Here is a 25,355-nt window from a genome sequence, read left to right on the forward strand (position 1 = left end):
TTAATGTGGCGAACACTGACGATTTGTCAGTGTTTCCAGATTACAAGAAGAATTCGATATTGTTCAGGGGTCAACATGGCAACTTCCACCGGGTCCATCTCCACGTCAGCCGGTCCGCTCGATGTGGCGACCTTGGTCAACCAGCTCATTTCGGTTGAAAGCAAGTCGCGGCTCACGCCGCTGAAAAACAAGGAAACCGGTTTCAACACGCTCATTTCGGCCTACGGGACGTTGAAGAACGCGCTGTCGACCTATCAGAGCGCCCTCAAGGGGATGACCTCGGCCACCTTCAGCGCCCAGAAGACCACCCTGACCAATGCCGGTACCGGCACGGGCCTCACCACCGATCCGCTCACGGCCGAGACCAACACCGATGAATCGACCGAGGTACTGGCGCAGAAGCTGAAGTCGGGCGGCTATGCCACCGGCACCACCTTCAATGCCGGCGATTCGGTCGCCATCAAGGTGGGCAGCAACCAGCCCACCTTCATCACGCTCAAGGCCAATGCCACGCTGGCCGGCGTGCGCGATGCGATCAATGCCTCCAAGGCCGGGGTCACGGCGTCGATCACCACCGACGGCAGCGGCGACCACCTGGTGCTGGAATCCAATACCGGCGGCACCGCCAATACCATCAAGATCACCGCCAACAACACCCTCTCGGGGCTGAGCTACGATCCGGCCTCCAGCACGCCGGGCAGCGTGACCCAGGTGCAGGCCCCGCGCGACGCGGCCAAGGCGGCTTCGGGCTCGTACAGCCTGGCGGTGAACCAGCTGGCGCAGGCGGTCAAGGTCAGCTCGGCCGGCATCGCCCCGGGCAGCACCTTCGACAATGGCGTGCTGGCCATCAAGACCGGCAACGGCTCGACCGTGCTGATCCAGCCCAAAACCAATACCCTGGCCGGTGTGCGTGATGCCATCAACGCCAGCGAAGCGGGCGTGAGCGCCTCCATCGTCAGCGATGGCACCAATGACCACCTGGTGCTGACCGCCAAGGATAGCGGCGCGGCCAACACCCTGCGGGTCAGCGGCACCGGCGCGTTTGCGCCGTTCGCCTTCGATCCCAGCGGCACCGTCACCACCCCGGGCGTGACGGCTGGCCAGACCTTCACCACTGGCGCGCTGGCACTGCAGGTGGGCAACAAGTCTTTCAACATCACCCCGACCGATCTGGACGCCAGCGGCGACATCCGTCTCAATGACGTGATGAAGGCCATCAACGACGCCAACACCGGCGTGACAGCCAGCATCACCACCAGCGGCGGCAAGGAGCAGCTGGTGCTCACCCCGACCGGCAGCGACGCGGTCAAGCTGACCGGCAGCAATGATTACGCCGGCCTCACCGGCAGCAGCATGGGCCAGCTGGCCAAGGCGCAGGATGCGCGGATGACCATCGACGGCGTGGTCGTGACCAGCACCAGCAACAAGGTCACCAACGTGATCTCGGGGGTGACGCTGAACCTGAGCAAGGTCACCAATGCCACCGACAATTTCACGCTGGCCATTTCCAATGACACCAGTGGCCTGACCACCGCCGCCAATACCTTCGTCAACGCCTACAACACGCTGGCCAAGGCGGTGACCAACCTGACCAAGCAAACCCCGTCCACCACCAAGGGCGAGGCCAATACCGGCTCGCCGCTGGCCTCGGAATCATCGGTGCTGAACATGATGGCGCAGATCCGCAGCACCATGCTGGGGGCGCTGGGCGAAGGCGGGGGGATGAACCTGTCGCAGGTCGGCATTTCCTTCCAGAAGGACGGCACGCTGGCGCTGGATTCGACCAAGCTGACCACGGCTGCCAACAAGGACTTCGAGGGCATCAGCAAGCTCTTCACCGCCACGGGCGGCGTGGTCACCAAGCTGCAGACGGTGATGGATGGCATCCTGAAGGAAGGTGGCACGCTGGCCACCAAGACCAAGGGCCTGCAGGCCAGCCTGAAGATCGTCACGGACCAGCAGACGGCGGCCAATTCGCGCCTGCAGGACCTGAAGGATAACTACACCAACCAGTTCAATCGCCTGAACGTCACGCTGGCAACCATGCAGGCAAGGCAAAGCTATCTGACGCAGCAGTTGACCAAGCTGTCGAAGTCGTCCTGAGCCCGAACCTCGGGTCGATCGCCGGTGACAACACCACAGGCCGCAGCGCGCCCTCCGCTGCGGCCTGTGGTTTTTGCGGAAGTCGCTATACTGGGGGCCTTTCCGGTTTCCTGAAGACCGGGACATCACAGCGATAACAACGATCAGGAGACATCGTGGATACGCCCAAGTATTTGGAAGATTTCCAGCCCGGCCAGGTTTTCCGTTCACCCGCCACGTTGACCGTGGATGCCGAGGCCATCAAGCAGTTCGCCACCCAGTTCGATCCCCAGCCCTTCCACCTGGATGACGCTGCCGCCCAGCAGACCTTCTTTCGCGGACTGGCGGCCAGCGGCTGGCATACCGCCGCGCTGACCATGCGCCTGCTGGTCGATACGCTCCACATCCAGGGCGGCATCATCGGCGCCGGCTTCGACGAATTCCGCTGGCCACGCCCCACCCGCCCCGGCGACGTGCTGCGCCTGGAGGCCGAAGTGCTGGGTATCAAGACCTCGCAATCGCGCCCCCTGCAGGGTTTTCTCAACCATCGCGTGACCACCTACAACCAGCACGACGAAGCCGTGCTGATCATGACCGGCAACCTGCTGGTGCCGCGCCGCAGCTAAGCCTGGCCCAGTTCAGGCGGCGTCCGGCTGGCGTGCCGGATGCGCCTGTTCGAAGGCTGGCAGGACATTGCAGGCAGCCTCGATGGCGCAGAGCGTCGGATAGGGTGCCATGTCGACCTCGAAGCGGCGCGCATTGAAGATCTGCGGCACCAGGAAGCAATCGGCCATGGTCGGCGCATCGCCCACGCAGAAGTGGCCGCGCGTGGTGTCGGCGGCCAGTTGCTGCTCCAGCGCGGCAAAGCCGAGCTTGATCCAGTGCTGGATCCAGGCGGTCTTCTGGGTTTCGTCGACGTTGAGCTGGTGCTTGAGATAACGCAGCACGCGCAGGTTGTTCAGGGGATGGATTTCACAGGCGATGGCCAGCGACAGTTCGCGGATGCGGGCGCGCGCGAAGGCATCGCCGGGCAGCAGCGAAGGCGTGGGATAGCGCTCTTCCAGATATTCCAGGATCGCCATCGACTGCCTCAGCAGTTGCCCCTGGTCGGCCAGCACCGGCACCAGCGCATGCGGGTTCAGTTGCGTGAAGGCCGGCAGCAATTGCTCGCCGCCCTGGTTGAGCAGGTGCACCGCCGCCGTCTCGTAGCTCACGCCCTTGAGATTGAGGGCAATGCGCACGCGGTAGGAGGCCGAGCTGCGGAAATAGCTGTACAGGGTAGTCATCCTCTTCCTTTCATCCTTCCTTGGAAACCGGGCGCATCAGGCCAGGCTGCGCGCCGGGAGCACGGTGCCGGCGGCTTCGCCGAACCCTATCGTGGGCAGGCCGTCGCGACGGGCGGCAGCACGCAGGATGATGGTGTCGCCATCTTCCAGGAACACGCGACGTTCACCGTTGGCCAAGGTAATGGGTGCCTTGCCGCCGGCGCTCAGTTCCAGCAGCGAGCCGGCTTCGTCAGCTTGCGCACCGGACAAGGTGCCGGTACCCAGGAAATCACCGGGCCGCAGGTTGCAGCCGTTGACCGTGTGGTGCGCCACCAGCTGCGCCACGGTCCAGTAGGCGTCGCGGTAGTTGGACAGCGACAGGCGCTGCGGGGCGGTGCCGGCCTCACACATGGCGGCGGTCTGGATCAGCACTTCCAGCTGCAGATCGAAGGCGCCGCTCTCGCGCAGGGTGGGGGCATCCAGGTAGGGCAGCGGCTGCGGATCGTCGGCCGGACGGGTCCAGGCGCAACGATACGGGGCCAGCGCTTCCAGCGTGACGATCCAGGGCGAGATGGTGGAGGCGAAGCTCTTCGACAGGAAGGGGCCGAGCGGCTGGTATTCCCAGGCCTGCACGTCGCGTGCCGACCAGTCATTGAGGAGGCACAGGCCAAACACCTTGTCTTCGGCCTGGCTCATCGGTACCGGTTCGCCGAGAGCATTGCCACCGCCGATGAAGATGCCCATTTCCAGTTCGTAATCCAGGCGCTTGCAGGGTCCGAAGCTGGGTGTATCAGCATCCGGCGCCTTGGTCTGGCCGACCGGGCGGCGGAATTGCTGGCCCGAGACCGCAATCGACGAAGCACGGCCGTGGTAGCCGATCGGCACCCACTTGTAGTTGGGCAGCAGCGGATTGTCCGGACGGAAGAGCTTGCCCACCGAGGTGGCGTGATGGATGGAGGTATAGAAGTCGGTGTAGTCGCCGATGGCGGCCGGCACGTCGTAGTGGGCCTGGGCCTGCGGCACCAGGCAGGCCGCCAGTTCGGTCTGGTGCGGCGAACCGCTGCGCAGCAGACGCGACAGCGCCAGGCGCAACGCCGACCAGGCTGCCGGGGTCAAGGCCATCAGGGCATTGAGCGTGCTACCGCTGCAGGCCGCGTGGGCGGCCTGGCGCGTGGCTTCGTCAAAGCCGGAGAAGGCACCGGCCGCCTGCGCCGCCGGCAGGTCCAGGATCTGGTCACCGATGGCCACGCCTGCACGGAAGCTTTCTTCACTTGCGGCGCGACGGAACACACCATAAGGCAGGTTCTGGATCGGGAATGGGCAGCCGTCGGTATTGGCGCTCTCGACCCAGCTGCGCAGCTCGGTGTCGTGGGTTTCGTTCAGTTTCAGGCTAGGCAGGCTCATGCGCGCTCCGGGTTGAAGTTCTTCTGGATCCCCAGCCAGCAATCCTGGTAGTCGCGCTGCAGGGTCGGCGACGCCAGGGCGTGGCGGGTGGGGCAAAGGATGTTGCGGGTCTCGAACATGAAGGCCATGGTGTGATCGACCTTGTTCGGCTGGCTGGTATCGATGCGGCTGGCCTTCTCGAAGGTGGCCGCGTCCGGTCCGTGGCCGCTCATGCAATTATGCAGGCTGCCGCCGCCAGGGACAAAGCCGCCGCCTTCCTTGGCATCGTACTGGCCGGTGATCAGGCCCATGTATTCGCTGGCCACGTTGCGGTGGAACCAGGGCGGGCGGAAGGTATTCTCGGCGGCCAGCCAGCGCGGCGGGAAGATCACGAAGTCGATGGTATCCACGCCCGGCGTATCGCTCTGCGACTGCAGCACCAGGAAGATCGAGGGATCGGGGTGGTCGTAGCTGATCGAGCCGATGGTGTTGAAGTGGCGCAGGTCGTACTTGTAGGGCGCGTAGTTGCCATGCCAGGCCACCACGTCCAGCGGCGAATGGCCGATCTTCGCCTGCCACAGGTTGCCACCGAACTTGGCGATCAACTGGAAATCTCCCTCGCGATCTTCATACCAGGCATGGGGCGTAGCGAAATCACGTGGATTGGCCAGGCCGTTGGACCCCAGCGGCCCCAGATCCGGCAGGCGCAGCAATGCGCCAAAGTTCTCGCAGACGTAACCGCGTGCCTCGCCGTCCGGCAGCCGCACCTGGAAGCGCAGGCCACGCGGGATGACGGCGATTTCCTGCGGTTCGATGTCGATCACGCCCAGTTCGGTGCGCAACTGCAGGCGGCCCTGTTGCGGCACGATCAGCCATTCGCCATCGGCCGAATAGAAGAAGCGGTCGGTCATCGAGCAATTGGCCGCGTACAGGTGGATGGCGCAACCGTTCTGGGCCTGCGGCGAGCCGTTGCCGGCCATGGTGACCAGCCCCTCGATGAAATCGGTGGGGACCGTGGGCATGGGCTGCGGGTCCCAGCGCAACTGGTTCGGCGGCGCTGCCACGTCATCGAAGTGGCTTACCAGCAGGCCGCGCTCCATCGGGGCAAAGGGTTCATGTACCGCCGCCGGGCGGATACGGTACAGCCAGGAGCGGCGATTGTGGCCACGGGGGGCGGTGAAGGCGGTGCCTGAAATCTGTTCGGCATAGAGACCATAGGCCACCTTCTGCGGCGAATTGCGGTGTGCCGGCAAGGCCCCGGGCAAGGCTTCGGTCTCGAACTCATTGCCGAAGCCGGACTGGTAGCCACGAGTATGGACGTGGTGACTGACGGCGGAATCGGTGACGGTAGTCATGCGGAAACTCCTCGGGAAGTACGATGCAGGCGCGCAATGGTCAGCGCCGAAATCAGGGCCGGCACGGCGGCGGCGATGAAGAGCGAACCATTGCTCCATTGCAGGGCGATCAGCTGGCCGCCAATCACCGGGCCCACCACCGAGCCGATGCGACCGATACCGAGCGCCCAGCCGATGCCGGTGGAACGCAAGGTGGTCGGATAGTAGGTCCCGGCCAGGGCATTGACCGCCGGCTGGCCGCCGACGATGCAGAAGCCGGCCACGATCACCGCCACGAACAGCAGCGCCGGCAGGGCCGCCACCTTGCCGATCATGGCAATCGAGACGCAGGCCAGCAGGAAGCAGACACCCAGCACCCGGGTAAATCCATAGCGATTGATGAAGCGCCCCAGGGTCAGGGTGCCGATCACGCCGCCCACCTGTAGCGAGGTGCCGATCAGTACGGCCATGCTGGTGGAATAGCCGGCGTCATGGATTAGTGTGGGCAGCCAGTTGGAGAGGAAATAGAGGTTGATCAGGTTCATGAAGCTGATCAGCCACAGCAACACGGTCACTCCGGCGCGACCATCACGGAACAGCGCCGCCACCGGCATGCCCTCGGCCTTGGCTTCCTTGACCACCACCTCGGTGCGCTCATCGATGACGATGGATGGATCGAGCTTGCGCAGCCAGCGTGCCACCTGCGCCTGCGGACGGCGATGCAGTACCAGGAACTGGATCGATTCCGGCAGCCAGACCAGCATGACCAGGCCCAGCACCAGCGGCACCGCGCCGCCGACCCAGAACACCGCATGCCAGCCGTGCGCCGGAATCAATGCGGCGCTGACGAAGCCGCCAGCGGCAGCGCCCACGGTGAAGCCACAGGAGACCAGCATCATGCGCGTGACCCGGGACGAGGATGGACTGAATTCCCCCACCAGCGCCATGGCATTGGGCATGATGCTGCCCAGGCCGAAACCGGTGATGAAGCGCACGATCAACAGTTGATCGAGGGTCGTCACCAGGGGCGTGGCCAGCATGCAGGCCGCGAAAAAGAGAGTGGAGACAATCAGTACCGGGCGGCGGCCATAGCGGTCGCCGACCGGCGTCAGCACCAGCGAACCCAGCAGCATGCCGAACAGGCCGGCGCCGAACACCGGCCCCAGGCTGGCCTTGCTCACGCCCCAGTCGGCGATGATGGCCGGAGCCACATAGCCCATGGCCTGGACGTCGAAACCATCGATGATCAGGCACAGGCCGCACAACAGCAGCAGGCCGAACTGGAAAGTGCCGAAACGGCCCTGCTCCACCACCTGGTCCACATGGACCGTGGGGAGAGCGCCACTCGCGTGGATGCTCATGTCTTGACTCCTCGTCTGTCTTTACGTTGTTTTAATTGTGTTGCCGGTCTGGCGCGCCGATGACGGCCGACAATGCCGCTCTGGATGGCGCTCTGCGCACGTCCTGCGACGTGGCCCCGATGGCTGGGGCGGCGACGTCACTGTAGTGCAATCGCCCTTCTTTTACGATATAAATACGAAAATACGATCCATTCATTTCGTGAATATTGCAGTGCACTGCAGGGCGTCCTGCGGTGTGCACGTTCCAGGCTCCAAGCTCATCCATGGCCCTCATCGAACCCCGCGACATCGATCTCAACCTGCTGGTGGTATTCCAGGAAGTCTTCCAGGAACGCCAGATTTCTTCGGTAGCGCGCCGCCTGGGCCTGTCGCAGCCAGCGGTCAGCAATGCACTGGCGAGGCTGCGGCGCAGCTTCGGTGATGAACTCTTCGTGCGTACCGCGCAGGGCATGCAACCCACGCCGTTCGCAGACCAGCTGGCTGAGCCGGTCGCTGCGGCACTACAACAGGTGGCGCGGGCTCTCAACCTGCAGGAAGGTTTCTCCCCGCAAAGTAGCGAGCGCCGCTTTACCATCGCCATGACCGATGTCGGCGAGGTCTATTTCATGCCCCGGCTGATCGAGGCCTGCTCCACGCTAGCGCCGGGGGTGAGCGTGAGCACGGTGCGCGCCGGCGCCGTCGATCTCAAGAGCGAGATGGAAGCCGGCCGGGTGGACCTGGCCATCGGCGCCTTCGATAATCTGTCCGAGGCACTGTACCAGCGGCGGCTGTTCCGCCAGGACTACGTCAGCATGTTTCGCATCGGCCATGCGCTGGACCGGCGCGGCGAGGTCAGCCTCAAGGAATTCCTGGCGGCCGAACACCTGATGGTGTCGTCGCTGGAGAGCCCCTATGACCGTATCAACCAGAATCTGGAAAAGGCCGGTATCCTGCAAAGCCTGCGCTTTCGCGTGCCGCATTTCACCGCCGTGCCCTATATCGTCAGCACCACCGATCTGGTCGTGACGGTGCCGCGCAAGCTGGCCGAGAGCGCGGCCATGCCGTTCGGACTGCGCTACATCAAGCCGCCGCTGCGACTGCCGGCGCTGCAGACCAACATGTTCTGGCATCGCCGCTACAATCAGGACGAGGGCAATGTCTGGCTGCGCAATCTGATTTCAGAGCAGTTCGCCGAATAACAGGAAACAGGGCCGCAAGAGGCCAGGGGAGGAAGACCATGCACATCTATCGCGACTACGACCGCGAAGCGCTGGACCTGCAGTATTACGTGCGCCTGCACATTCCGGATTTCCAGGACTACTTCGACCGTTTCGCCCGTGAAGGGCTGGCCGCGCGTGAGGCCCACCCCCACCTGGCCGATGTGCCCTACGGCGAGGATGCGCTGCAGACCCTGGATTTCTTCCCCGGACGCAGCAATGGCCGCCCCCTGCTGGTGTTCATCCACGGCGGCTACTGGCGCTCTCTGGACAAGCACCAGTTCAGCCAGCTGGCCCTGCCCTACCTGGCGCAGGACATCAATGTGGCGATGATCAATTACCGCCTGGCACCGCAGGTACGCATGGGTGACATCGCCGCCGACTGTGGTCGGGCGCTGCGCATGCTGCACGCCAAGGCCGGCGCACTGCGCTTCGATCCGGAGGCGATCTGGCTCATGGGCCACTCGGCCGGCGCCCACCTGGCCGCGCTGATCGCCTCGCTGGGCGCAGCACCGGTACGCGGCGTCTGCGGTCTTTCCGGCATCTACGACCTGGAGCCGGTGCGCCTGTCCTACGTCAACGAATCCCTGCACCTGTCCCCGTCCGACGCCCTGCAGGCCAGCCCGCTGCAACTGGATCTGCCGCAAGGTGCGCAGGCAGTGCTGAGCGTGGGTGGACAGGAAACGGAAGAATTCCTGCGCCAGAATGCCACCTACGCCGCCAAGCTGCGCCAGTCGGGCCATGCGGTGGAAACCGTGGCGCTGCCGCAGATACATCACCTGAGCATCGTGGACGTGGCGGCCGATGCCGGGAGTGTGTTGACGCGGACGATGATCAAAATGATGCTGGAATGAATGAAGTCTGCAGCTGCGGAGAGCACATCCGGTATGCACCGGCCCTCCGGTTCATGTGGGATTTCTTGCAGACGAGCTTCTGATCGTTGCCTCGACGCTGCTTTTGCGGTGTTTAATCGGGCGCTTCTGCGAACTAGGCTTCCCGACCTTTTGAGTACTCACTGACGCTGGTGCTGGGGCGGGGCCCGGATCTGGAGTTAAATCGAAAGTCCTATCTCCTGGAAAATTCGCCGTCAATATCAATTGACCTCCCAGAGCGCGCACGAAATCCATCATGCTGCTGACAAGCAAGTCTTCCCGATTTTCCATTTTTGAAATCGCGGCCTGTTGTACCTGCAGGGTTTCTGCGAGTGCAGCCTGAGTGACGTGCAGACTCTTTCGGAGATTCTGTAGCTTGATACTCGTTTGCAGCGACTCTGTCCTGGATTGAGCCTCCAGTTGCGCCTCCGGTCGCATGCGAGCGCGCAATTCGCTAAATTTTTTTGACATGGTCGCCTGCCTCTATCCGCAATGAATGAAGATGGATGTCGTAGAGCTTATCCGCGAGCGGTACGTATTGTTCGTACCACCGATTCTTTCCTGCCTTGGTTCCGCCAATCAAAAGAATCGCACGCCGCAACGGATCGAACGCATAAAGCACCCGATAGGGTCTACCTGCATGCTGGACCCTAAGCTCCCGCATATGGGCGTGTCGCGAGCCATGGATTCCAGAACTGTAAGGATGCTTGAGAGCCGGACCATTCTGTTCGAGCAAACCGACATAGGTTGCCACAGAGGTCTGCTCGGCTTCGTCAAGACTATTCCACCACTGACCAAATTCGTCCGTGTATTCTACCTCGCAAAATGTCCTCACATTCCTTCCAAGGAATATTCCATTAAAAGAATGAAGCTCGTCCTTGGACATCCTGCTGACGGCGGCTTCAGGTACGGCGCAGCAGAGTATCAAGTTCCCATTGAAATGATTTTTTCCCGCCGGAAATGAATGCAGGAAATTGAAGACTTTCGCACCACGGCATCGCCCCTCGAGCAAACACTCAGATACCAATAAGAATCATTTTCATCTGATCTATAATAGCGGGCTGATCCGCCCAGCCCGTCCGGGTGGTCATTGACGCGCCGGCCGTTTCACTGGCCTGGCAGACAAGATCAACAAGGCGCTCCCCGCGCCTGTCGCCGCCCTACTGATACATGTTCAAGAAGATCTGGTTCCAGCTCCACTGGTTCATCGGCATCACCGCCGGCACCCTGTTGATGACCATCGGCGTGACCGGTGCGCTGCTGGCTTTCCGCGAAGAAATCATGGAGGCCTTGAGCCCCGGCGTGATGCACGTGCAAGTGCGCCAGCAGGCCACGCTGACACCGCAGCAGATGCTGGAGCGGCTGCGCGATGCCGAACCGCAGCGCCGGGTCACCACCCTGACCCTGTCGGCCGAGCCGGGCGCTTCGGTGCGCGTGGTCTTCGCACCGCCGCCGGGCGAACGACGCGGGCAGGCGCGCTATGCCGATCCCTATACCGGAGCACTGTTGCCACCGGTGACGGGCGCGGAGTTCTTCGAATTCACCGAGCGCTTCCACCGCTGGCTGCTGCTGCCCACCGAGATCGGCAAGATCGTCCTGGGGACGCTGGCACTGTCGCTGCTGACCCTGGCACTGTCCGGGCTGTACCTGCGCTGGCCGCGCCGGCCCTTGTCGCTGCGGGCCTGGCTGCGGCTGGATTTCCAGCTGCAGGGACGATCCTTCCTGTGGAACCTGCACTCGGTCATCGGTACCTGGTCGCTGGTGATGTACGTGATCTTCGCCACCACCGGCGCCTACTGGGCGCTGGACTGGTTCAAGGACGGCGTCAACACGCTGGCCGGCGAGAGCCGTCGTGCGCCCATGCAGCGCGGCGAAGGCAAGAAGAAGGAAGCGGCTGCAGCCCCCGTGCCGCTGGATCTGACCCTGGCCTGGAACAGCTTCCTGACCCAGGCCCCCGATTACCAGAATGCCCAGTTGCGCCTGCCCGAGCAGGGTACGCAGCCGGTGCAGATCTTCTTCCTCAGTCACGACGCGCCGCATGAGCGTGCGCGCAGCCGCATGGTGGTGGCACCGCAGACCGGCGAAGTGCGGCAACTGGAGCGCTACGAGGACAAGAGCCGCGGCGGACGCTTCATCGCCGCCATCTATCCGCTGCACATGGGGACCTACTTCGGCCTGCCGGGTCGCATCATCATGGCGGTTGCCAGCCTGATGATGCCGTTGTTCGGCATTTCCGGCTGGATGCTCTACCTGGATCGGCGCCGCAAGAAGGCCGCGCTGCGTGCCGAGCGGGCCAGCATCGACAGTGGCGAGGCGGCCAGCGTCACCGGCGGCGAACCGGTGCTGGTGGCCCATGCCTCGCAGACCGGCCAGGCCGAGCGCATCGCCCTGCATACCGCTGCCGGACTGCGCAAGAGCGGCGTGCCGGTAACCCTGCTGCCGCTGGCGCAGGTCACCCCGGAAATCCTGCGCCACCATCGTCGCCTCCTCGTCATCGCCAGCACCTTCGGCGAAGGCGATGCGCCCGACAGCGCACGCGGCGTCGAGAAGCGCCTGCGCCAGGCCGCCGGGCAATCGCTGTCGCATGTGCAGTACGCAGTCCTGGCCCTGGGAGACCGCCATTACACCCAGTTCTGCGGCTTCGGTCACTCGCTTGATCACGGCCTGCGTCAGTGCGGTGCCAAGCCGATGTTTCCGCTGGTGGAAGTGGATCGCATGGATGGTGAAGCGCTACGCAAATGGGAGAGCGAACTGGCCGCGCATGGTCTGCAAGCCGCGGTCAGCGATATCCTGCCGACCCACGCACCGGCCTGGCAGACCTGGACGCTCACGCGCCGCGTACTGATGAATCCGGGCAGTCAGGGCGCACCCCTGTATCACCTGGAACTGCAGCCGCAGGACGGCACCCTGCCCGTCTGGCAAGCCGGCGCGCTGGTGGAAATCCTGCCGCGTCATGCGCCGGACCGCATCGCCCTGCTCTTGCAACGTCTGCAACTGGACGGCGCCACTCCGGTGCGTCACCAGGGCCAATCCTGCACGCTGGCGCTAGCGCTGTCATGCAGCGTGCTGCCGCAGCATGCCGTGGCCAACGCTCAGGGCCTGGTCGATACGCTGCAGCCCCTGACGCCCCGCTCCTATTCGGCAGCCTCGGTGACCGAGGAAGGCGCCCTGCACCTGCTGGTGCGCCAGGTGCAGCATGAGGACGGCCTGGGCCTGGCTTCCGGCTGGCTGACCGAATTCGCGCCGCTGCAGTCTGCATTGCAGCTGCGTCTGGTGTACAACGCCGGCTTCGCGCCGCCACCACCGCAGGTGCCGGCGATCTTCATCGGCAACGGCTCCGGCATGGCCGGTCTGCGCGGCCACCTGTTGGCGCGCATCCACGCCGGGCAGACACGCAACTGGCTGCTCTTCGGCGAACGCAACGAGGCGCACGATTTCCTCTACCGCGAACAACTGCAGCAGTGGCTGGCACAAGGTCAGCTCACGCGCCTGGACCTGGCCTTCTCGCGTGACCAGCCCGAGCGCATCTATGTTCAGGACCGCCTGCGCGAGGCGGCTGCCGAACTGCGCCACTGGCTGGATCAGGGTGCGGTGCTGTACGTCTGCGGTAGCCTGGAAGGCATGGCTGCAGGGGTCGACGCGGTGCTCACCGCCGTCCTGGGCGAGGCCGGCCTGCAGGACCTGATCGAACAGAACCGCTACCGCCGCGACGTCTACTGATCCCCTTCAGGATGGGCCGACCGGCCCATCCTTGCCCTCTCCCTGCGCAGATACGATGCAATAGCGCGGTCATCCCCGGCCTGCCCTGTAGGCAGCCCCCGCTTTCCGCTGTAGGACAGTTCCGATTCGCGCTTCCCGCTGCGCCATCGTGCTGTTGTCGGGCATATACTCGACCGCACAGCGTTGCCCTCCCCGGCATCCGAGACAGCCTCAGGTCGATGGCAGCGCCCAACCGGGAACCTTCCATGACCAACAAGAAAACAAATTCCAAGTGGCCCGCTGCCTGGCTCTTGCTGCTGTTGTTCTCCCTGATGCTGGCGGCCTGCAGCTCGTTGCCCACCATCGTGCCCGATATGGATTCGCAGTCGGCGCGCAACATCCAGATGAAGGGGGGACGCGGCGTCCTCAGTGAAGCGCAGGCCAAGGCCGTGCTGGACAAGCTGCGCAGCCAGAACGCCGACAATACCCTGCTGGACCGCCACGTCGCCATCGAAGGCGCCATCACCGGCTCGCCCCTGGTGACCGGCAACAAGGTGACGCTGCTCATCGATGGTCCCGCGACCTATGCCTCCATGCAGCAGGCCATCCAGGCAGCGCGCTACCACGTCAACATGGAAAGCTACATCATGGAAGACGACGAGGTCGGCCGCCAGTTCGCCGACCTGCTGATCTCCATGCAGAAGAAGGGCGTGCAGGTCAACCTGATGTATGACAGCGTGGGCTCCATCAACACCCCGCGCGCCTTCTTCCAGCCGATGATCGATGCCGGCATCCACGTGCTGGAATACAACCCCATCAATCCCACCCAGGTGCGCAAGGACTGGGAGGTCAACCAGCGCGACCATCGCAAGCTGCTGGTGGTTGATGGCAAGACCGCCTTCGTGGGCGGCATCAACATCAGTAGCGTCTATTCCAGCGGATCCTTCAGCACCCGCAAGAAAAAACCGCGCGTCAACAAGGACGGCGAACAGATTCCCTGGCGCGATACGCAAGTACGCATCGATGGCCCGGTGGCCCTGGAATTCCAGAAGCTCTTCGTCGAAACCTGGCACAAGCAGCGTGGCCCCGATCTGGGCGAACACCGTTACTTCCCGCCGGTGGCTCCGGCCGGCAACGAAATCGTGCGCGCCATCGGCAGCTCGCCCGACGATCCTTACAGCATCATCTATGCCACCTTCATCTCCGCCATCCAGCACGCCGAAAGCTCGATCTACCTGACCAACGCCTACTTCGTGCCTGATCCGCAGCTACGCGACTCGCTCAAGGATGCCGCCCGGCGCGGCGTGGACGTGCGCCTGATCCTGCCCTCGCACAGCGATTCCTCGCTGGTGCTGTATGCTTCCCGCTCCTTCTATGCGGAACTGCTGGAAGCCGGCGTACGCATCTTCGAACGCCAGGATGCCCTGCTGCATTCCAAGACCGCCATCATCGACGGTGTCTGGTCGACCATCGGCTCGACCAATCTGGACTGGCGCAGCTTCGTCTACAACCAGGAAATCAATGCGGTGATCCTGAGCCCGCAGTTCGGCGTCCAGATGAAGAGCATGTTCGACCGTGATCTCGGCGCCTCCAAGGAAATTACCAAGGAACAATGGGACCAGCGGCCGATCAGTGAAAGAATGAAGGAATTCGGCGCCAGCGTCTGGTCCCGCCTGCTGTAGCCAGCATCGAATACTGAAACCACTGCACCATTGAAGAGGAGTCCGGTTTGCGATCCATGTTGTCCCGTCTGACCCTGCATCTGATCTTCCCGGCCACGCTGGCCCTGGCCGCCTGCGGCTGGGCGCACGCCCAGACCCAGACGGGCGCGGCCGCCATGAAAAGCCGCTACACGGAGCTGCAAGGCGAGCTCAACAACAATGCCTACCACCGCCCGCTCTATCTCAACTCGCGCGAGGACGGCGGCAACGTCAAGGGCGATATCTACGCGGTGCTGGACTATCCCTTCACCCAGGTGCGCGAAGCCCTGGGCGGCCCCGACCGCTGGTGTGACATCCTGATCCTGCACCTGAACACCAAATATTGTCGGCTCCTCCACGATGGCGCGAAGACCACCCTGCGCATGCAGGTCGGCAAGAAGACCGAAGAGCCGCTCGACAGCACCTACCGGGTCGACCTGCGCTATCGCGGCGGCGCCAGCGGCGCTGATTATTTCTCGTCCTCGATGCTGGCCGAGAAGGGACCGCTGGATACCTCCGACTATCGTATCGAGATCGAATCCATCCCCCTGGATGAAAAGCGCTCCTTCCTCCACTTCAGCTATGCCTATTCGTATGGCTTGGCCAGCAAGCTGGCCTTGCGCGCCTACCTGATGACGGCCGGGCGTGACAAGGTCGGCTTCAGCGTGGTCAAGCGCGACGCGCAGGGTCAGCCGCAATACATCGAAGGTACCCGTGCCACCGTGGAGCGCAACACCATGCGCTACTACCTGGCCATCGACGCCTACCTTTCCGGACTGGCGGCGCCCGCCGAGCAACGACTGGAAAAGCGCCTGGCCAACTGGTATGACGCGACCGAACAATATCCGCGCCAACTGCATGAAGTCAGTCGGGACGAATACCTCGGCATGAAGCGCAATGAAGTGGCGCGGCAGCAGAAGGCGGGCAGCTAGGCCGGCACGCGCCGGCTCTCATCCCGCTGTTTTCTTCACCAGGTATCACAGGTATTCAATGCCACCTACGCCTGGCTGCCCGCCTGCTCGCGCAACCATTCCAGGAAGGCAGCGACCGCCGGGCGCCGTGCATGGTGCGCAGGATAGACCGCGAAGTGGGCCTTGACCCGCACCGCCTTGTCCACCCCGAAGATAGCCTTGAGTTTCTTTTCCTCGATATGACGCGCCGCCACCGTGGCGCTTTCCAGCGCCACGCCCAAGCCCTGGGTGGCCGCGTCCAGTGACATCTGGGCGCGATCGAAGCGCACCGCGAACTGCTCCGGCGGGCGCACATCGGCAAACTCCCCGAACCAGTCGGCCCACTGCACTACGCTCACATTGCTGCGAATGAGCTTCACCCCCAGCAGGTCGGCAGGCTGGCGGATGCGGGCGGCGCGAATGAAGGCGGGACTGGCCAGCGGCACGATGCGCTCTTCGAACAAGGGCTCCACCACCAGCCCCGGCCAGTTGGGAATACCGTAGCGGATGTCCACATCCACCTCCCCCAGTTCGAAATTGCTCTGCGAATGCGCGGCGGAGAGATTGAAGGTGATCTCCGGATAGCTGCGTGCGAAATCATTGAGGCGCGCCATCAGCCACAGGCTGGCAATGCTGGGAGCGGAGTGGATGTAGAGCGTATTGCTGACGCCCTGGCGCACGTCCATGGATGCCGCCGTGATGGCCGAGATCGCGCCCTGGATACGGGCCAGGTAACTCTCTCCGGCGGTGGTGATACGGACCCCGTGGGCGCTGCGCTCGAAGAGGCGGATGCCGAGATAGGACTCCAGCCGTGCCACCTGGTGACTCACTGCCGAGGCCGTCAAATGCAGTTCGGCCGCGGCCAGCGCAAAACTCTTGCGCCGGGCCACCGCTTCGAAGGCCTGGAGGTTGGGCAGAGGCGGGAGAACGGCCATGGACGGGCTCCGTAGCTAAGATGACGATCCGTCACTTTAACATGACGAGACTTCGCTTGTCGTCAGGCGAGGAAAGTCCGACCATGCGCTCAGAACAAAAACGGAGACAGGGTGGTACGGCGGCTGGCCCGCTGCACGCCTGCATCTACGCACCCTCTGCGCACCTTCCGCGTCGGCTCTGTCTCCGCACTTGCTCACTCGAACGCAAATCATCTGGAGAACACGACATGCTGCTCAAGGACAAGGTTGCCGTCATTACCGGCGGTGCAGGTATCAATGGTCTGGGCTACGCCACGGCGCGCCTGATGGCCGGACAAGGCGCCCGCGTGGTGGTGCTGGACCTGGCCCAGGCCGATCCGTCCGGCGCCGCCGCCGGCCTGGGCGATCATCACCTGGGCCTGGTGGCCGACGTCACCGACAAGGCCTCCTGCGAGGCTGCTGCGGCCGCCGTGCTCAAGCAGTTCGGGCGCATCGACATCCTGGTCAACAATGCCGGCATCACCCAGCCGGTCAAGACGCTGGACATCACCGGGGCCGACTACGACCGCATCCTGGACGTGAGCCTGCGCGGCACGCTCTACATGTCGCAGGCGGTGCTGCCGGCCATGCGCGCCCAGCAAAGCGGCTCCATCATCTGCATCTCCTCGGTCTCGGCCCAACGCGGCGGCGGCATCCTCGGAGGCCCGCACTACTCTGCCGCCAAGGCTGGCGTACTCGGCCTGGCACGGGCCATGGCACGCGAGTTCGGCCCGGAAGGCATCCGCGTCAACTGCATCACGCCAGGCCTGATCGGCACCGACATCATCAAGGGCAAGCTCACCGAAGAAAAGAAGGCCGAGATCGCCGAGACCATTCCATTGGCACGCCTGGGCCGGGCCGACGACATCGGCGGCGCCTGCGTCTTCCTCGGTAGCGACCTCTCGCAGTACTGCACCGGTATCACGCTGGATGTGAACGGCGGCATGCTGATCCATTAAACGCAGCCTAATGCTCGTGCACGCCGGCCTGGCCGGCATCTTTCCGACCACCAGAACACAACAGGAGACCTGACATGACCCATGACAACGACAACAACAGCGGCAAGACCCCCCTGAGCCGCCGCCAGCTTCTCAAGGCCGGCGCCGTCGGCGCGGCATTGCCGCTGTTTTCCATCATGAGCCGCCCGGCCAACGCAGCCGAGTTCAACTACAAGTTCGCCACCGGCCAGGACCCGTCGCACCCGGTCAACAAGCGTGCGCAGCAAGCCATCGACCGCATCCGCGAGGCCTCCAATGGGCGCCTGGAGATCAAGCTGTTCCCGGCCAACCAGCTGGGCTCGGACACCGACCTGATGTCGCAGATCCGCAATGGCGGCGTGGAATTCTTCAACCAGGCCTGCGTGGTGCTGTCCACGCTGGTGCCAGCAGCCGGCATCGTCAATACTGGCTTCGCCTTCCACGACTACAAGGAAGTCTGGCAGGCCATGGACGGTCCGCTAGGCGCCTATGTACGGGCGCAGATCGAGAAGGTCGGCCTGCTGACCATGTCCAAGCCCTGGGACAACGGCTTCCGCCAGATCACCACGTCCACCAAGCCGATCAAGTCGGCTGGCGATCTCAAGGGCCTGAAGCTGCGGGTACCGGCCGCGCCCATGCTGACCTCGCTGTTTACCGCACTGGGCGCCAGCCCGACGCCGATCAACTTCAATGAAGTCTATTCGTCGCTGCAGACCCGACTGGTCGAGGGCCAGGAAAACCCGCTGGCCATCATCAGCACCGCCCGCCTCTACGAAGTGCAAAAGTTCTGCACCATCTCCAACCATGTCTGGGATGCCTACTGGATCCTGGGCAACCGCCGTGCCTTCGAAAAGCTGCCCAAGGACATCCAGGAAATCGTGCGCCGCGAACTGGACAAGGCCGCCACCGACGAACGTGCCGACATTGCCTCGCTGGCCGGCTTCGCTCGCAACGACCTGCAGGGCAAGGGGGTGCAGATCATCGAGGCCGACAAGGAGTCCTTCAAGCAGGCACTGGCCCAGGCCAACTTCTACAAGGAGATGCGCGCCAAGTTCGGCGATGAGGCCTGGAAGCTGCTGCAAAACAGCGTCGGGGGCCTGGGATGAGCGCCCTCTCGCTGCAGCAGCCGGTGACCGCCGAGCGCTCGCTGGCCGCACGGCTGGAGAACTGGCTGGGCGTAGCCATCGAAATCCCGGCGGCCGCCCTGGTCGTCGGCGAAGTCGCGGTGTTGCTGGCCGGCGTGGTGATGCGCTTCATCTTCAACAGCCCCATCCCCTGGGCCGATGAACTGGCGTCCATCCTCTTCCTGTGGCTGGCCAACCTGGGAGCCGTGGTCGCCCTGCGGCGCGGTACCCACATGCGTACCACGGTGCTGGTGGGCTACCTGAGCGAACGCGGCAAGGCCTGGGCCGAGGCCCTGGCCATCATCGCGCCCTGCGTGATGCTGCTCCTGCTCATGCACCCGATGTGGGAATACGCAGAGGATGAAATGTTCGTGCAGACCCCAGCCCTGGGTTGGCCCAACACGGTGCGCGCAGCCGCCGTGGCGGTGGGCGCGGCGCTGATGATCGCCATCTGCCTGTTGCGCATCTCGCGCCAGAAACTGACAGACCTGGCCGGTGTGCTGGTCGTGCTGGCGGTAGTGGCCGGTGCCATGTACCTGGGCGCGGGCTGGCTGCAGGCCATCGGCAACTGGAACCTGGTGGTGTTCTTCGGTCTGGTGCTAGGGGTATCGGTGCTGCTGGGCATTCCCATCGCCTTCTGCTTCGGTCTGGCCACGGTGGCTTTCATGCTGACCGTGACCACCAGCCCGCTGGCGGTGGTGGCGGGACGCTTCGACGAAGGCATGTCCTCGCTGATCCTGCTGGCGGTGCCGCTGTTCATCCTGCTCGGCCACCTGGTGGAGATGACCGGCATGGCCAAGGCCATGGTGGACTTCCTGGCTTCGCTGCTGGGGCATGTGCGCGGCGGACTGAACTATGTGTTGCTGGGCGCGATGTTGCTGGTGTCGGGCATTTCCGGTGCCAAGACCGCCGACATGGCGGCCGTCGCACCGGTGCTGCTGCCGGAGATGAAGCGGCGCGGCAATCATGAGGGCGAGCTCATCTCGCTGCTGGCGGCCTCCGGCGCCATGGCCGAGACCATCCCGCCCTCGCTGGTGCTGATCACCATCGGTTCGGTGGCCGGCGTCTCGATTGCGGCGCTGTTCACCGGCGGCATCATGCCGGGCATCGTACTGGCGGTGTTGCTGGCGATACTGGCGCGCTGGCGCAGTGCCGAGATCATGGAAGGCATCCAGCGCGCGCCCGGCAAGGTGGTGCTGCGTACGCTGATCATCGCCCTGCCCGCGCTGTTGCTGCCGATCCTGATCCGCACGGCCGTGGTCGAAGGCGTGGCCACGGCCACCGAAGTCTCTACCATCGGCATCGCCTATTCGGTAGTGGCGGGCCTTCTGGTGTATCGCAAGTTCGACTGGAAGCGCCTCTATCCCATGCTGGTGGATACGGCCGCCCTGTCGGGGGCCATCCTGTTCATCATCGGCACGGCCACCGGCATGTCTTGGGCACTGACGCAATCGGGCTTCTCGCATGCACTGGCCGAGGCCATGACCAGCGTGCCGGGCGGCAAGTACGGCTTCCTGCTGGTATCGATTGCGGCCTTCATCGTGCTGGGCAGCGTGCTGGAGGGTATCCCGGCGATGGTGTTGTTCGCACCGCTGCTGTTCCCGGTGGCCAAGGCCATCGGCGTGCACGAGGTGCACTACGCCATGGTGATCATCCTGTCCATGGGCGTGGGTCTGTTCGCGCCTCCCTTCGGCCTGGGTTACTACGCCGCCTGCACCATCGGCCGCGTGCATCCGGATGTGGCGGTCAAGCGCATCTGGCCCTATCTGGGGGCGCTGGTGGTGGGCCTGCTGATCGTGGCCTTCGTACCTTGGTTCTCCATCGGCTTCCTGTGATTTTTACGCATTCATCCATCAAGCAAGGACTCGCAATGTCTGACAATTTGACCAAGCTGCGCGCCAGCGCATACCGCATCCGCCGCAATGCCGTGCGCATGGGCGAAGTCCAGGGCCAGGGCTATATCGGCCAGGCGCTGGGCTGGGCCGACGTACTGGCAGTGGCCTACAAGCACGCCATGAACCTGCGCCCGGACGACCCTGAATGGAGCGGCCGCGACCGTTTCCTGCTCTCGCACGGCCACTACGCCATCGCACTCTACGCCGCGCTGATCGAGGCCGGCATCGTCCCCGACGAGGAACTGGAGAGCTACGGCAGCGATGACAGCCGCCTGCCCATGTCCGGCATGGCGACCTATACGCCGGGCATGGAAATCTCCGGCGGTTCGCTGGGCCAGGGCCTGGCCATCGCCGTGGGAATGGCGCTGGGCTTGCGCTACAACGGCAACCCGGCGTTCATCTACAACTCCATGTCGGATGGTGAACTGGATGAAGGCGCGACCTGGGAAGCCGCCATGGGCGCAGCTCACCACCAGTTGGGCAATCTCATCTGCCTGGTCGACATCAACAACCAGCAGGCCGATGGCCCCTCCAGCAAGATCATGGGCTTCGAGCCGCTGGCCGACAAATGGGCCTCCTTCGGCTGGCATGTGCAACGGGTGGACGGCAATGACCTGGCTGCCGTGGTACAGGCCTTCGACACTGCACGCAATCTGAAAGACGCCAAGCCACGCGTGATCCTGTTCGACACCCTGATGGGCCGTGGTGTGCCCTTCCTGGAGCAACGCGAGAAGAACCACTTCATCCGCGTCGATCCGCCCGAATGGCAGCAGGCGCTGTCCATCCTCGACCAGTCTTATCAACAAGGAAGCCAAGCATGAACACCGCCGCAGAAAAGAAGCCGCGCCTGACCACCTCGGCCATGATCGCCTCCATCGCTGCCGAAGGTCAGCGGGTACAGGCGGCCCCGTTCGGCAAGGCGCTGGTGGACTACGCCGCCGACCGCCCGGAGATCGTGGGCCTGACCGCTGACCTGGCCAAGTACACCGACCTGCATCTGTTCCAGAAAGCCTATCCGGAGCGCTTCTTCCAGATGGGCATGGCCGAGCAGTTGCTGATGGCCGCCGCCGGCGGCATGGCCAAGGAAGGCCTGGTGCCGTTCGCCACCACTTATGCCGTCTTTGCCACGCGTCGCGCCTACGACTTCATCCATCAGGTGATCGCCGAAGAAAACCTGAATGTGAAGATCTGTTGTGCCCTGCCCGGCCTGACCACCGGCTACGGCCCCAGCCACCAGGCCACCGAAGACCTGGCGATGATGCGTGCCATTCCCGGCCTGACCATCGTCGATCCCTGCGATGCCCTGGACCTGGAACAGGCCGTGCCGCAGATCGCCGCCCACCAGGGGCCGGTCTACATGCGCCTGGCGCGCGGCAACGTGCCGCTGGTGCTGGATGAATATGACTACCGCTTCGAAATGGGCCGTGCCAAGGAAATCCGCGACGGCAACGATGTGCTGATCATCTCCAGCGGTTTCATGACCATGCGCGCGCTGGAAGTGGCCAAGGCGCTGGAGGCGGACAAGGTCAGCGTAGCCGTGCTGCACTGCCCGACCATCAAACCCTTCGACGAAGCCACCGTACTGGCCCAGGTCAAGAAGAAGCACCGCCTGGTGGTGGTCGCCGAAAACCATTCTGTCATCGGCGGCCTGGGCGAGATCGTCGCCAGCACGCTGATGCGCAATGGCGTGCAGCCAGCCGGATTCCAGATGGCGGGCCTGCCGGACGCCTTCCTCGATGCAGGTGCGCTGCCGACCTTGCATGATCGTTACGGGATCAGCTGCGAGGTGTTGAGCGAACGCATCAAGGGGTGGTTGAAGTAAGCAGAGCTAATGCACCGGAAGGACTCACGCCTGCTCGTTCGTCCTGCCGGCCGCGTGATTCATGTGACGAGCTCGCGCGACGTCTTCCAGTGCACTCGCCACCAGAACAGGATCGGTACTAGCCTGAATGTCGCGCACATAAACCGCGATGGCAGGCTCGCGATGGGAATGGATTTGCTCATGCTGGTCCTTCTTGTTCTGGCAATCACCAAAGTGTGAAAATCATGGCACAAAAAAAGGAGACCGCAGTCTCCTTTTTTTTGCTTACAAGCAGATTTACTTCAGGCTCAACACCCACTTCACCAGCTCACGCGCCTCGGCTTCGCTCACCTGGCCCTTGTTGGCCGGCATGGCCACCGCGCCCCAGGCGCCGCTACCACCGTTGAGGACCTTCTGGGTCAGCTTGGCTTCGGCGTCCTTCTGGCCGGCGTATTTCTTAGCCACCTCCTTGAAGGCGGGACCGACGATCTTGGCATCCACCGAGTGGCAGGCCATGCAATTCTTGGACTTGGCCAGTTGCGCATTGGCCAGCGCTTCGGCCGAAATGGCCGATCCGGCCACCAGGGTGGCAATCAACAACAGGTATTTCATGGGAGCTCCTCAGCAAGCGGTGAACGACGGTGACGCCTGCTGCGGCACTCTCCAGGCGCTTCGCAGGCGGGGCTATTCTAACCGGCTTCGGTACGTCGCCTCTATCTGCCCTGGCGTATATCTGTCATAGATCAAATTCCATGACGGAAATATCAGGCAAGGCCGCTGGCTTGCCGCTACCGATGGCCAGGGATATCATGAACGCCCGACTCATTCGGAACCGATATCAGTCCATGTCCGATCATCCCCGCCTGGAACTGCGCCAGCTACGCTACTTCGCCGCCGTGGCCGAGGAAAAGCACTTCGGGCGCGCCGCCGCCCGCCTGCACATGACCCAGCCGCCCTTGTCACAAACCATCGCGGCGCTGGAAGAGCAACTGGGTACGCCGCTGTTCCAACGCACCAAGCGCAGTGTGGCGCTGACCCCGGCGGGGGAAGCCCTGCTGCCGGAAGTCCAGCGCATCCTGCAGCAGGCGGCCGCTTTGCCGGACCTGGCGCGACGCGCCGCCAGCGGGGCCTCCGGGCTGCTGTCGCTGTCCTTCATTTCCAGCGCCGACTACAGCATCCTGCCACCGCTGCTGCAACGTTTTCGCGCTCGCTATCCGCAGGTACAGATCGAATTGCGCGAAGCCACCACCGACATCCAGCTGGAAGACCTGATGCAGGGCAAGATCGACGCCGGCTTGCTGCTGCCGCCGCTGCCCGAGAAAGCCGCGGCGCTTTTGGATGTGCGGCCGGTGCTGTCCGAACCGCTGATCGCGGCGATCCCCGAGGGTGCCGTCAGGAAGCGCGGCCCGGTATCGCTGAAAAGCTTGCGCGAGCTGCCGCTGATCATCTTCCCGCGCCGCATCTCTCCAGCCTTCCATGACACCATCCTGTCGTGCTTTCGCGATGCCGGGGTGACCCCGCACATCGGCCAGGAAGCCATCCAGATGCAGACCATCGTCGGCCTGGTCTCGGCTGGCATGGGAATGGCGCTTGTGCCACAATCCGTGTCGAACCTGAAACGCCCGGGTGTCGACTACCGCCGGCTCTCCGACCCGGCGCCCGACATCCAGACCGGCCTGGCCTGGCGGCGCGACAATCCATCCAGCGTCCTGCGAGCCCTGCTGGACCTGCTGGACGCGCCGACCTGATCACATTGGACCGCACCATTTCCCATCTACCGGGAAAATCATCGACGAACTTGCATCGCCCGTCGCGTTCCAATTGCGGTTCCGCCCAACAACAGAAAGATCAAACTCATGCTCGTCCACCCCATGCCCGACCCGATTGCCATCCACATCGGGCCGCTGGCCGTCCACTGGTATGGCCTGATGTACCTGCTGGCCTTCGCCCAATTCATCGCGCTGGGACGCCTGCGCATCAAACAGCCGCACATCGCCGCCGTCGGCTGGAAAAAGGAAGACCTGGACGACATGCTCTTCTACGGCGTGCTCGGGGTGGTACTCGGCGGGCGACTGGGTGAAATCCTGTTCTACAACCCCGCCTACTATTTTGCGAATCCGGCCGACATGATTGCGGTCTGGAAGGGCGGCATGTCCTTCCACGGTGGCTTCCTGGGGGTGATGCTGGCCATGTACCTGTGGGGCCGCAAGCGTGGTCGCAACCTGATGGACATCATGGACTTCATCGCGCCCATGGTCCCGCTGGGCTATGCCGCCGGCCGCCTGGGCAATTTCATCAACGCCGAACTGCCGGGCCGCCCGGCCGACCCCTCGCTGCCCTGGGCCATGATCTGGCCCAATGTGGACAACATCCCGCGCCACCCCTCGCCGATCTACCAGATGCTGGTCGATGGCATCCTGCTGTTCATCATCCTCTGGATCTTTGCGCGCCACTCCCGCCCGCGCATGGCGGTGGCCGGCATGTTCTCATTGCTGTACGGTTGCGCGCGCTTCTTTACGGAATACTTCCGCGTGCCGGATTACGAAGTCCACTTCGGCGGCATCACCATCTCGGCCGGGCAGATGCTGTCGGTGCCGATGATCGTGCTGGGCATCATCCTGCTGGTGCTGGCCTACAAGCTGAAGCAGCAGGCACAGGCACCTTCTGAACCTGCACTGGTCGGCAAGAAGTAATCCTCTCCTGCTCACGAAAAAGGGCGGTACCGATCGACTCGGTACCGCCCTTCGTTTTGCTGGCCTGTGG

At 63.7% G+C, this 25,355-nt stretch carries 22 protein-coding genes; 14 read left to right on the forward strand and 8 right to left on the reverse strand.

Annotated elements, in window-relative coordinates; all coding sequences use genetic code 11:
* The first annotated feature begins 75 nt into the window (after positions 1-75).
* A complete protein-coding gene (gene fliD / locus HFRIS_RS12860) occupies positions 76-2,103 on the forward strand; it encodes a flagellar filament capping protein FliD (protein WP_006463801.1) in 2,028 nt (675 codons plus the stop codon).
* 155 nt (positions 2,104-2,258) lie between these two features.
* Positions 2,259-2,708, forward strand: coding sequence for a MaoC family dehydratase (locus HFRIS_RS12865; protein WP_006463802.1), 450 nt, complete (start codon positions 2,259-2,261; stop codon positions 2,706-2,708).
* Between the two features lie 12 nt (positions 2,709-2,720).
* Here the strand turns inward: HFRIS_RS12865 and maiA are convergent, their stop codons facing one another.
* From maiA to HFRIS_RS12885, 4 genes are read right to left on the reverse strand one after another with little or no spacing between them, the layout of a single operon-like run.
* Entirely contained in the window at positions 2,721-3,368 is a 648-nt protein-coding gene (maiA, locus tag HFRIS_RS12870; protein ID WP_006463803.1) for a maleylacetoacetate isomerase, read from the reverse strand.
* 36 nt (positions 3,369-3,404) lie between these two features.
* A complete protein-coding gene (gene fahA, locus HFRIS_RS12875) occupies positions 3,405-4,751 on the reverse strand; it encodes a fumarylacetoacetase (protein WP_006463804.1) in 1,347 nt (448 codons plus the stop codon).
* On the reverse strand, positions 4,748-6,085 hold the full coding sequence (gene hmgA / locus HFRIS_RS12880) for a homogentisate 1,2-dioxygenase (RefSeq protein WP_006463805.1): 1,338 nt from the start codon (positions 6,083-6,085) through the stop codon (positions 4,748-4,750). Before hmgA ends, fahA begins: the two co-directional genes overlap by 4 nt.
* Entirely contained in the window at positions 6,082-7,425 is a 1,344-nt protein-coding gene (locus HFRIS_RS12885; protein ID WP_006463806.1) for an MFS transporter, read from the reverse strand. The genes hmgA and HFRIS_RS12885 overlap by 4 nt, the downstream gene beginning before the upstream one ends.
* A gap of 263 nt (positions 7,426-7,688) precedes the next feature.
* Between HFRIS_RS12885 and HFRIS_RS12890 the strand changes: the two genes are divergently transcribed.
* Both HFRIS_RS12890 and HFRIS_RS12895 read left to right on the forward strand, forming a co-directional pair.
* Positions 7,689-8,603 carry a LysR substrate-binding domain-containing protein gene (locus HFRIS_RS12890; protein ID WP_006463807.1) on the forward strand — a complete coding sequence of 305 codons (915 nt, stop codon included), beginning with the start codon at positions 7,689-7,691 and terminating at the stop codon, positions 8,601-8,603.
* 38 nt (positions 8,604-8,641) lie between these two features.
* Positions 8,642-9,475, forward strand: coding sequence for an alpha/beta hydrolase (locus HFRIS_RS12895; RefSeq protein WP_006463808.1), 834 nt, complete (start codon positions 8,642-8,644; stop codon positions 9,473-9,475).
* 51 nt (positions 9,476-9,526) lie between these two features.
* Here HFRIS_RS12895 and HFRIS_RS24805 read toward each other — a convergent pair whose 3' ends face one another.
* Both HFRIS_RS24805 and HFRIS_RS24810 read right to left on the reverse strand, forming a co-directional pair.
* The gene (locus HFRIS_RS24805) at positions 9,527-9,964 is read right to left on the reverse strand and encodes a helix-turn-helix domain-containing protein (protein WP_102663128.1); all 438 of its coding nucleotides are present in this window, start codon (positions 9,962-9,964) and stop codon (positions 9,527-9,529) included.
* The gene (locus HFRIS_RS24810) at positions 9,948-10,328 is read right to left on the reverse strand and encodes a type II toxin-antitoxin system RelE/ParE family toxin (RefSeq protein WP_006463810.1); all 381 of its coding nucleotides are present in this window, start codon (positions 10,326-10,328) and stop codon (positions 9,948-9,950) included. Before HFRIS_RS24810 ends, HFRIS_RS24805 begins: the two co-directional genes overlap by 17 nt.
* A 335-nt stretch (positions 10,329-10,663) precedes the next feature.
* Between HFRIS_RS24810 and HFRIS_RS12905 the strand changes: the two genes are divergently transcribed.
* The 3 genes from HFRIS_RS12905 to HFRIS_RS12915 all read left to right on the forward strand — a co-directional run bounded on the left by HFRIS_RS12905 (position 10,664) and on the right by HFRIS_RS12915 (position 15,824).
* Positions 10,664-13,213 carry a PepSY domain-containing protein gene (locus tag HFRIS_RS12905; protein ID WP_006463811.1) on the forward strand — a complete coding sequence of 850 codons (2,550 nt, stop codon included), beginning with the start codon at positions 10,664-10,666 and terminating at the stop codon, positions 13,211-13,213.
* 245 nt (positions 13,214-13,458) lie between these two features.
* Complete coding sequence (gene cls / locus HFRIS_RS12910) at positions 13,459-14,874, forward strand: cardiolipin synthase (protein WP_006463812.1); 1,416 nt, start codon at positions 13,459-13,461, stop codon at positions 14,872-14,874.
* A gap of 56 nt (positions 14,875-14,930) precedes the next feature.
* The gene (locus tag HFRIS_RS12915) at positions 14,931-15,824 is read left to right on the forward strand and encodes a hypothetical protein (RefSeq protein ID WP_006463813.1); all 894 of its coding nucleotides are present in this window, start codon (positions 14,931-14,933) and stop codon (positions 15,822-15,824) included.
* A gap of 65 nt (positions 15,825-15,889) precedes the next feature.
* On the opposite strand, the gene HFRIS_RS12920 is transcribed toward HFRIS_RS12915, so the two are convergent.
* Positions 15,890-16,777 carry a LysR substrate-binding domain-containing protein gene (locus HFRIS_RS12920; protein ID WP_006463814.1) on the reverse strand — a complete coding sequence of 296 codons (888 nt, stop codon included), beginning with the start codon at positions 16,775-16,777 and terminating at the stop codon, positions 15,890-15,892.
* A 227-nt stretch (positions 16,778-17,004) separates the two neighbouring features.
* Here HFRIS_RS12920 and HFRIS_RS12925 point away from each other — a divergent pair, with 227 nt between their 5' ends.
* From HFRIS_RS12925 to HFRIS_RS12945, 5 genes are all read left to right on the forward strand, one after another.
* Positions 17,005-17,754: an SDR family NAD(P)-dependent oxidoreductase gene (locus HFRIS_RS12925; RefSeq protein WP_006463815.1), complete on the forward strand. Its 750-nt coding sequence runs from the start codon at positions 17,005-17,007 to the stop codon at positions 17,752-17,754.
* Positions 17,755-17,828: 74 nt separating this feature from the next.
* Positions 17,829-18,878 carry a TRAP transporter substrate-binding protein gene (locus HFRIS_RS12930; protein ID WP_006463816.1) on the forward strand — a complete coding sequence of 350 codons (1,050 nt, stop codon included), beginning with the start codon at positions 17,829-17,831 and terminating at the stop codon, positions 18,876-18,878.
* On the forward strand, positions 18,875-20,731 hold the full coding sequence (locus HFRIS_RS12935; RefSeq protein ID WP_006463817.1) for a TRAP transporter large permease: 1,857 nt from the start codon (positions 18,875-18,877) through the stop codon (positions 20,729-20,731). The genes HFRIS_RS12930 and HFRIS_RS12935 overlap by 4 nt, the downstream gene beginning before the upstream one ends.
* A 35-nt stretch (positions 20,732-20,766) precedes the next feature.
* Positions 20,767-21,612 (forward strand): transketolase, encoded by an 846-nt coding sequence (locus HFRIS_RS12940; RefSeq protein ID WP_006463818.1) that lies wholly within the window; start codon positions 20,767-20,769, stop codon positions 21,610-21,612.
* Entirely contained in the window at positions 21,609-22,613 is a 1,005-nt protein-coding gene (locus HFRIS_RS12945) for a transketolase family protein (protein WP_006463819.1), read from the forward strand. The genes HFRIS_RS12940 and HFRIS_RS12945 overlap by 4 nt, the downstream gene beginning before the upstream one ends.
* A 276-nt stretch (positions 22,614-22,889) precedes the next feature.
* Here the strand turns inward: HFRIS_RS12945 and HFRIS_RS12955 are convergent, their stop codons facing one another.
* Positions 22,890-23,204 (reverse strand): c-type cytochrome, encoded by a 315-nt coding sequence (locus HFRIS_RS12955; protein ID WP_006463821.1) that lies wholly within the window; start codon positions 23,202-23,204, stop codon positions 22,890-22,892.
* Positions 23,205-23,437: 233 nt separating this feature from the next.
* On the opposite strand from HFRIS_RS12955, the gene HFRIS_RS12960 reads away from it, so the two are divergent.
* Both HFRIS_RS12960 and lgt read left to right on the forward strand, forming a co-directional pair.
* Positions 23,438-24,340: a LysR family transcriptional regulator gene (locus HFRIS_RS12960; RefSeq protein WP_006463822.1), complete on the forward strand. Its 903-nt coding sequence runs from the start codon at positions 23,438-23,440 to the stop codon at positions 24,338-24,340.
* A gap of 108 nt (positions 24,341-24,448) precedes the next feature.
* Positions 24,449-25,285, forward strand: coding sequence for a prolipoprotein diacylglyceryl transferase (lgt, locus tag HFRIS_RS12965; RefSeq protein WP_006463823.1), 837 nt, complete (start codon positions 24,449-24,451; stop codon positions 25,283-25,285).
* Positions 25,286-25,355 lie beyond the last annotated feature (70 nt).

It is taken from the genome of Herbaspirillum frisingense GSF30, assembly GCF_000300975.2.
GTDB lineage: Bacteria > Pseudomonadota > Gammaproteobacteria > Burkholderiales > Burkholderiaceae_D > Herbaspirillum > Herbaspirillum frisingense.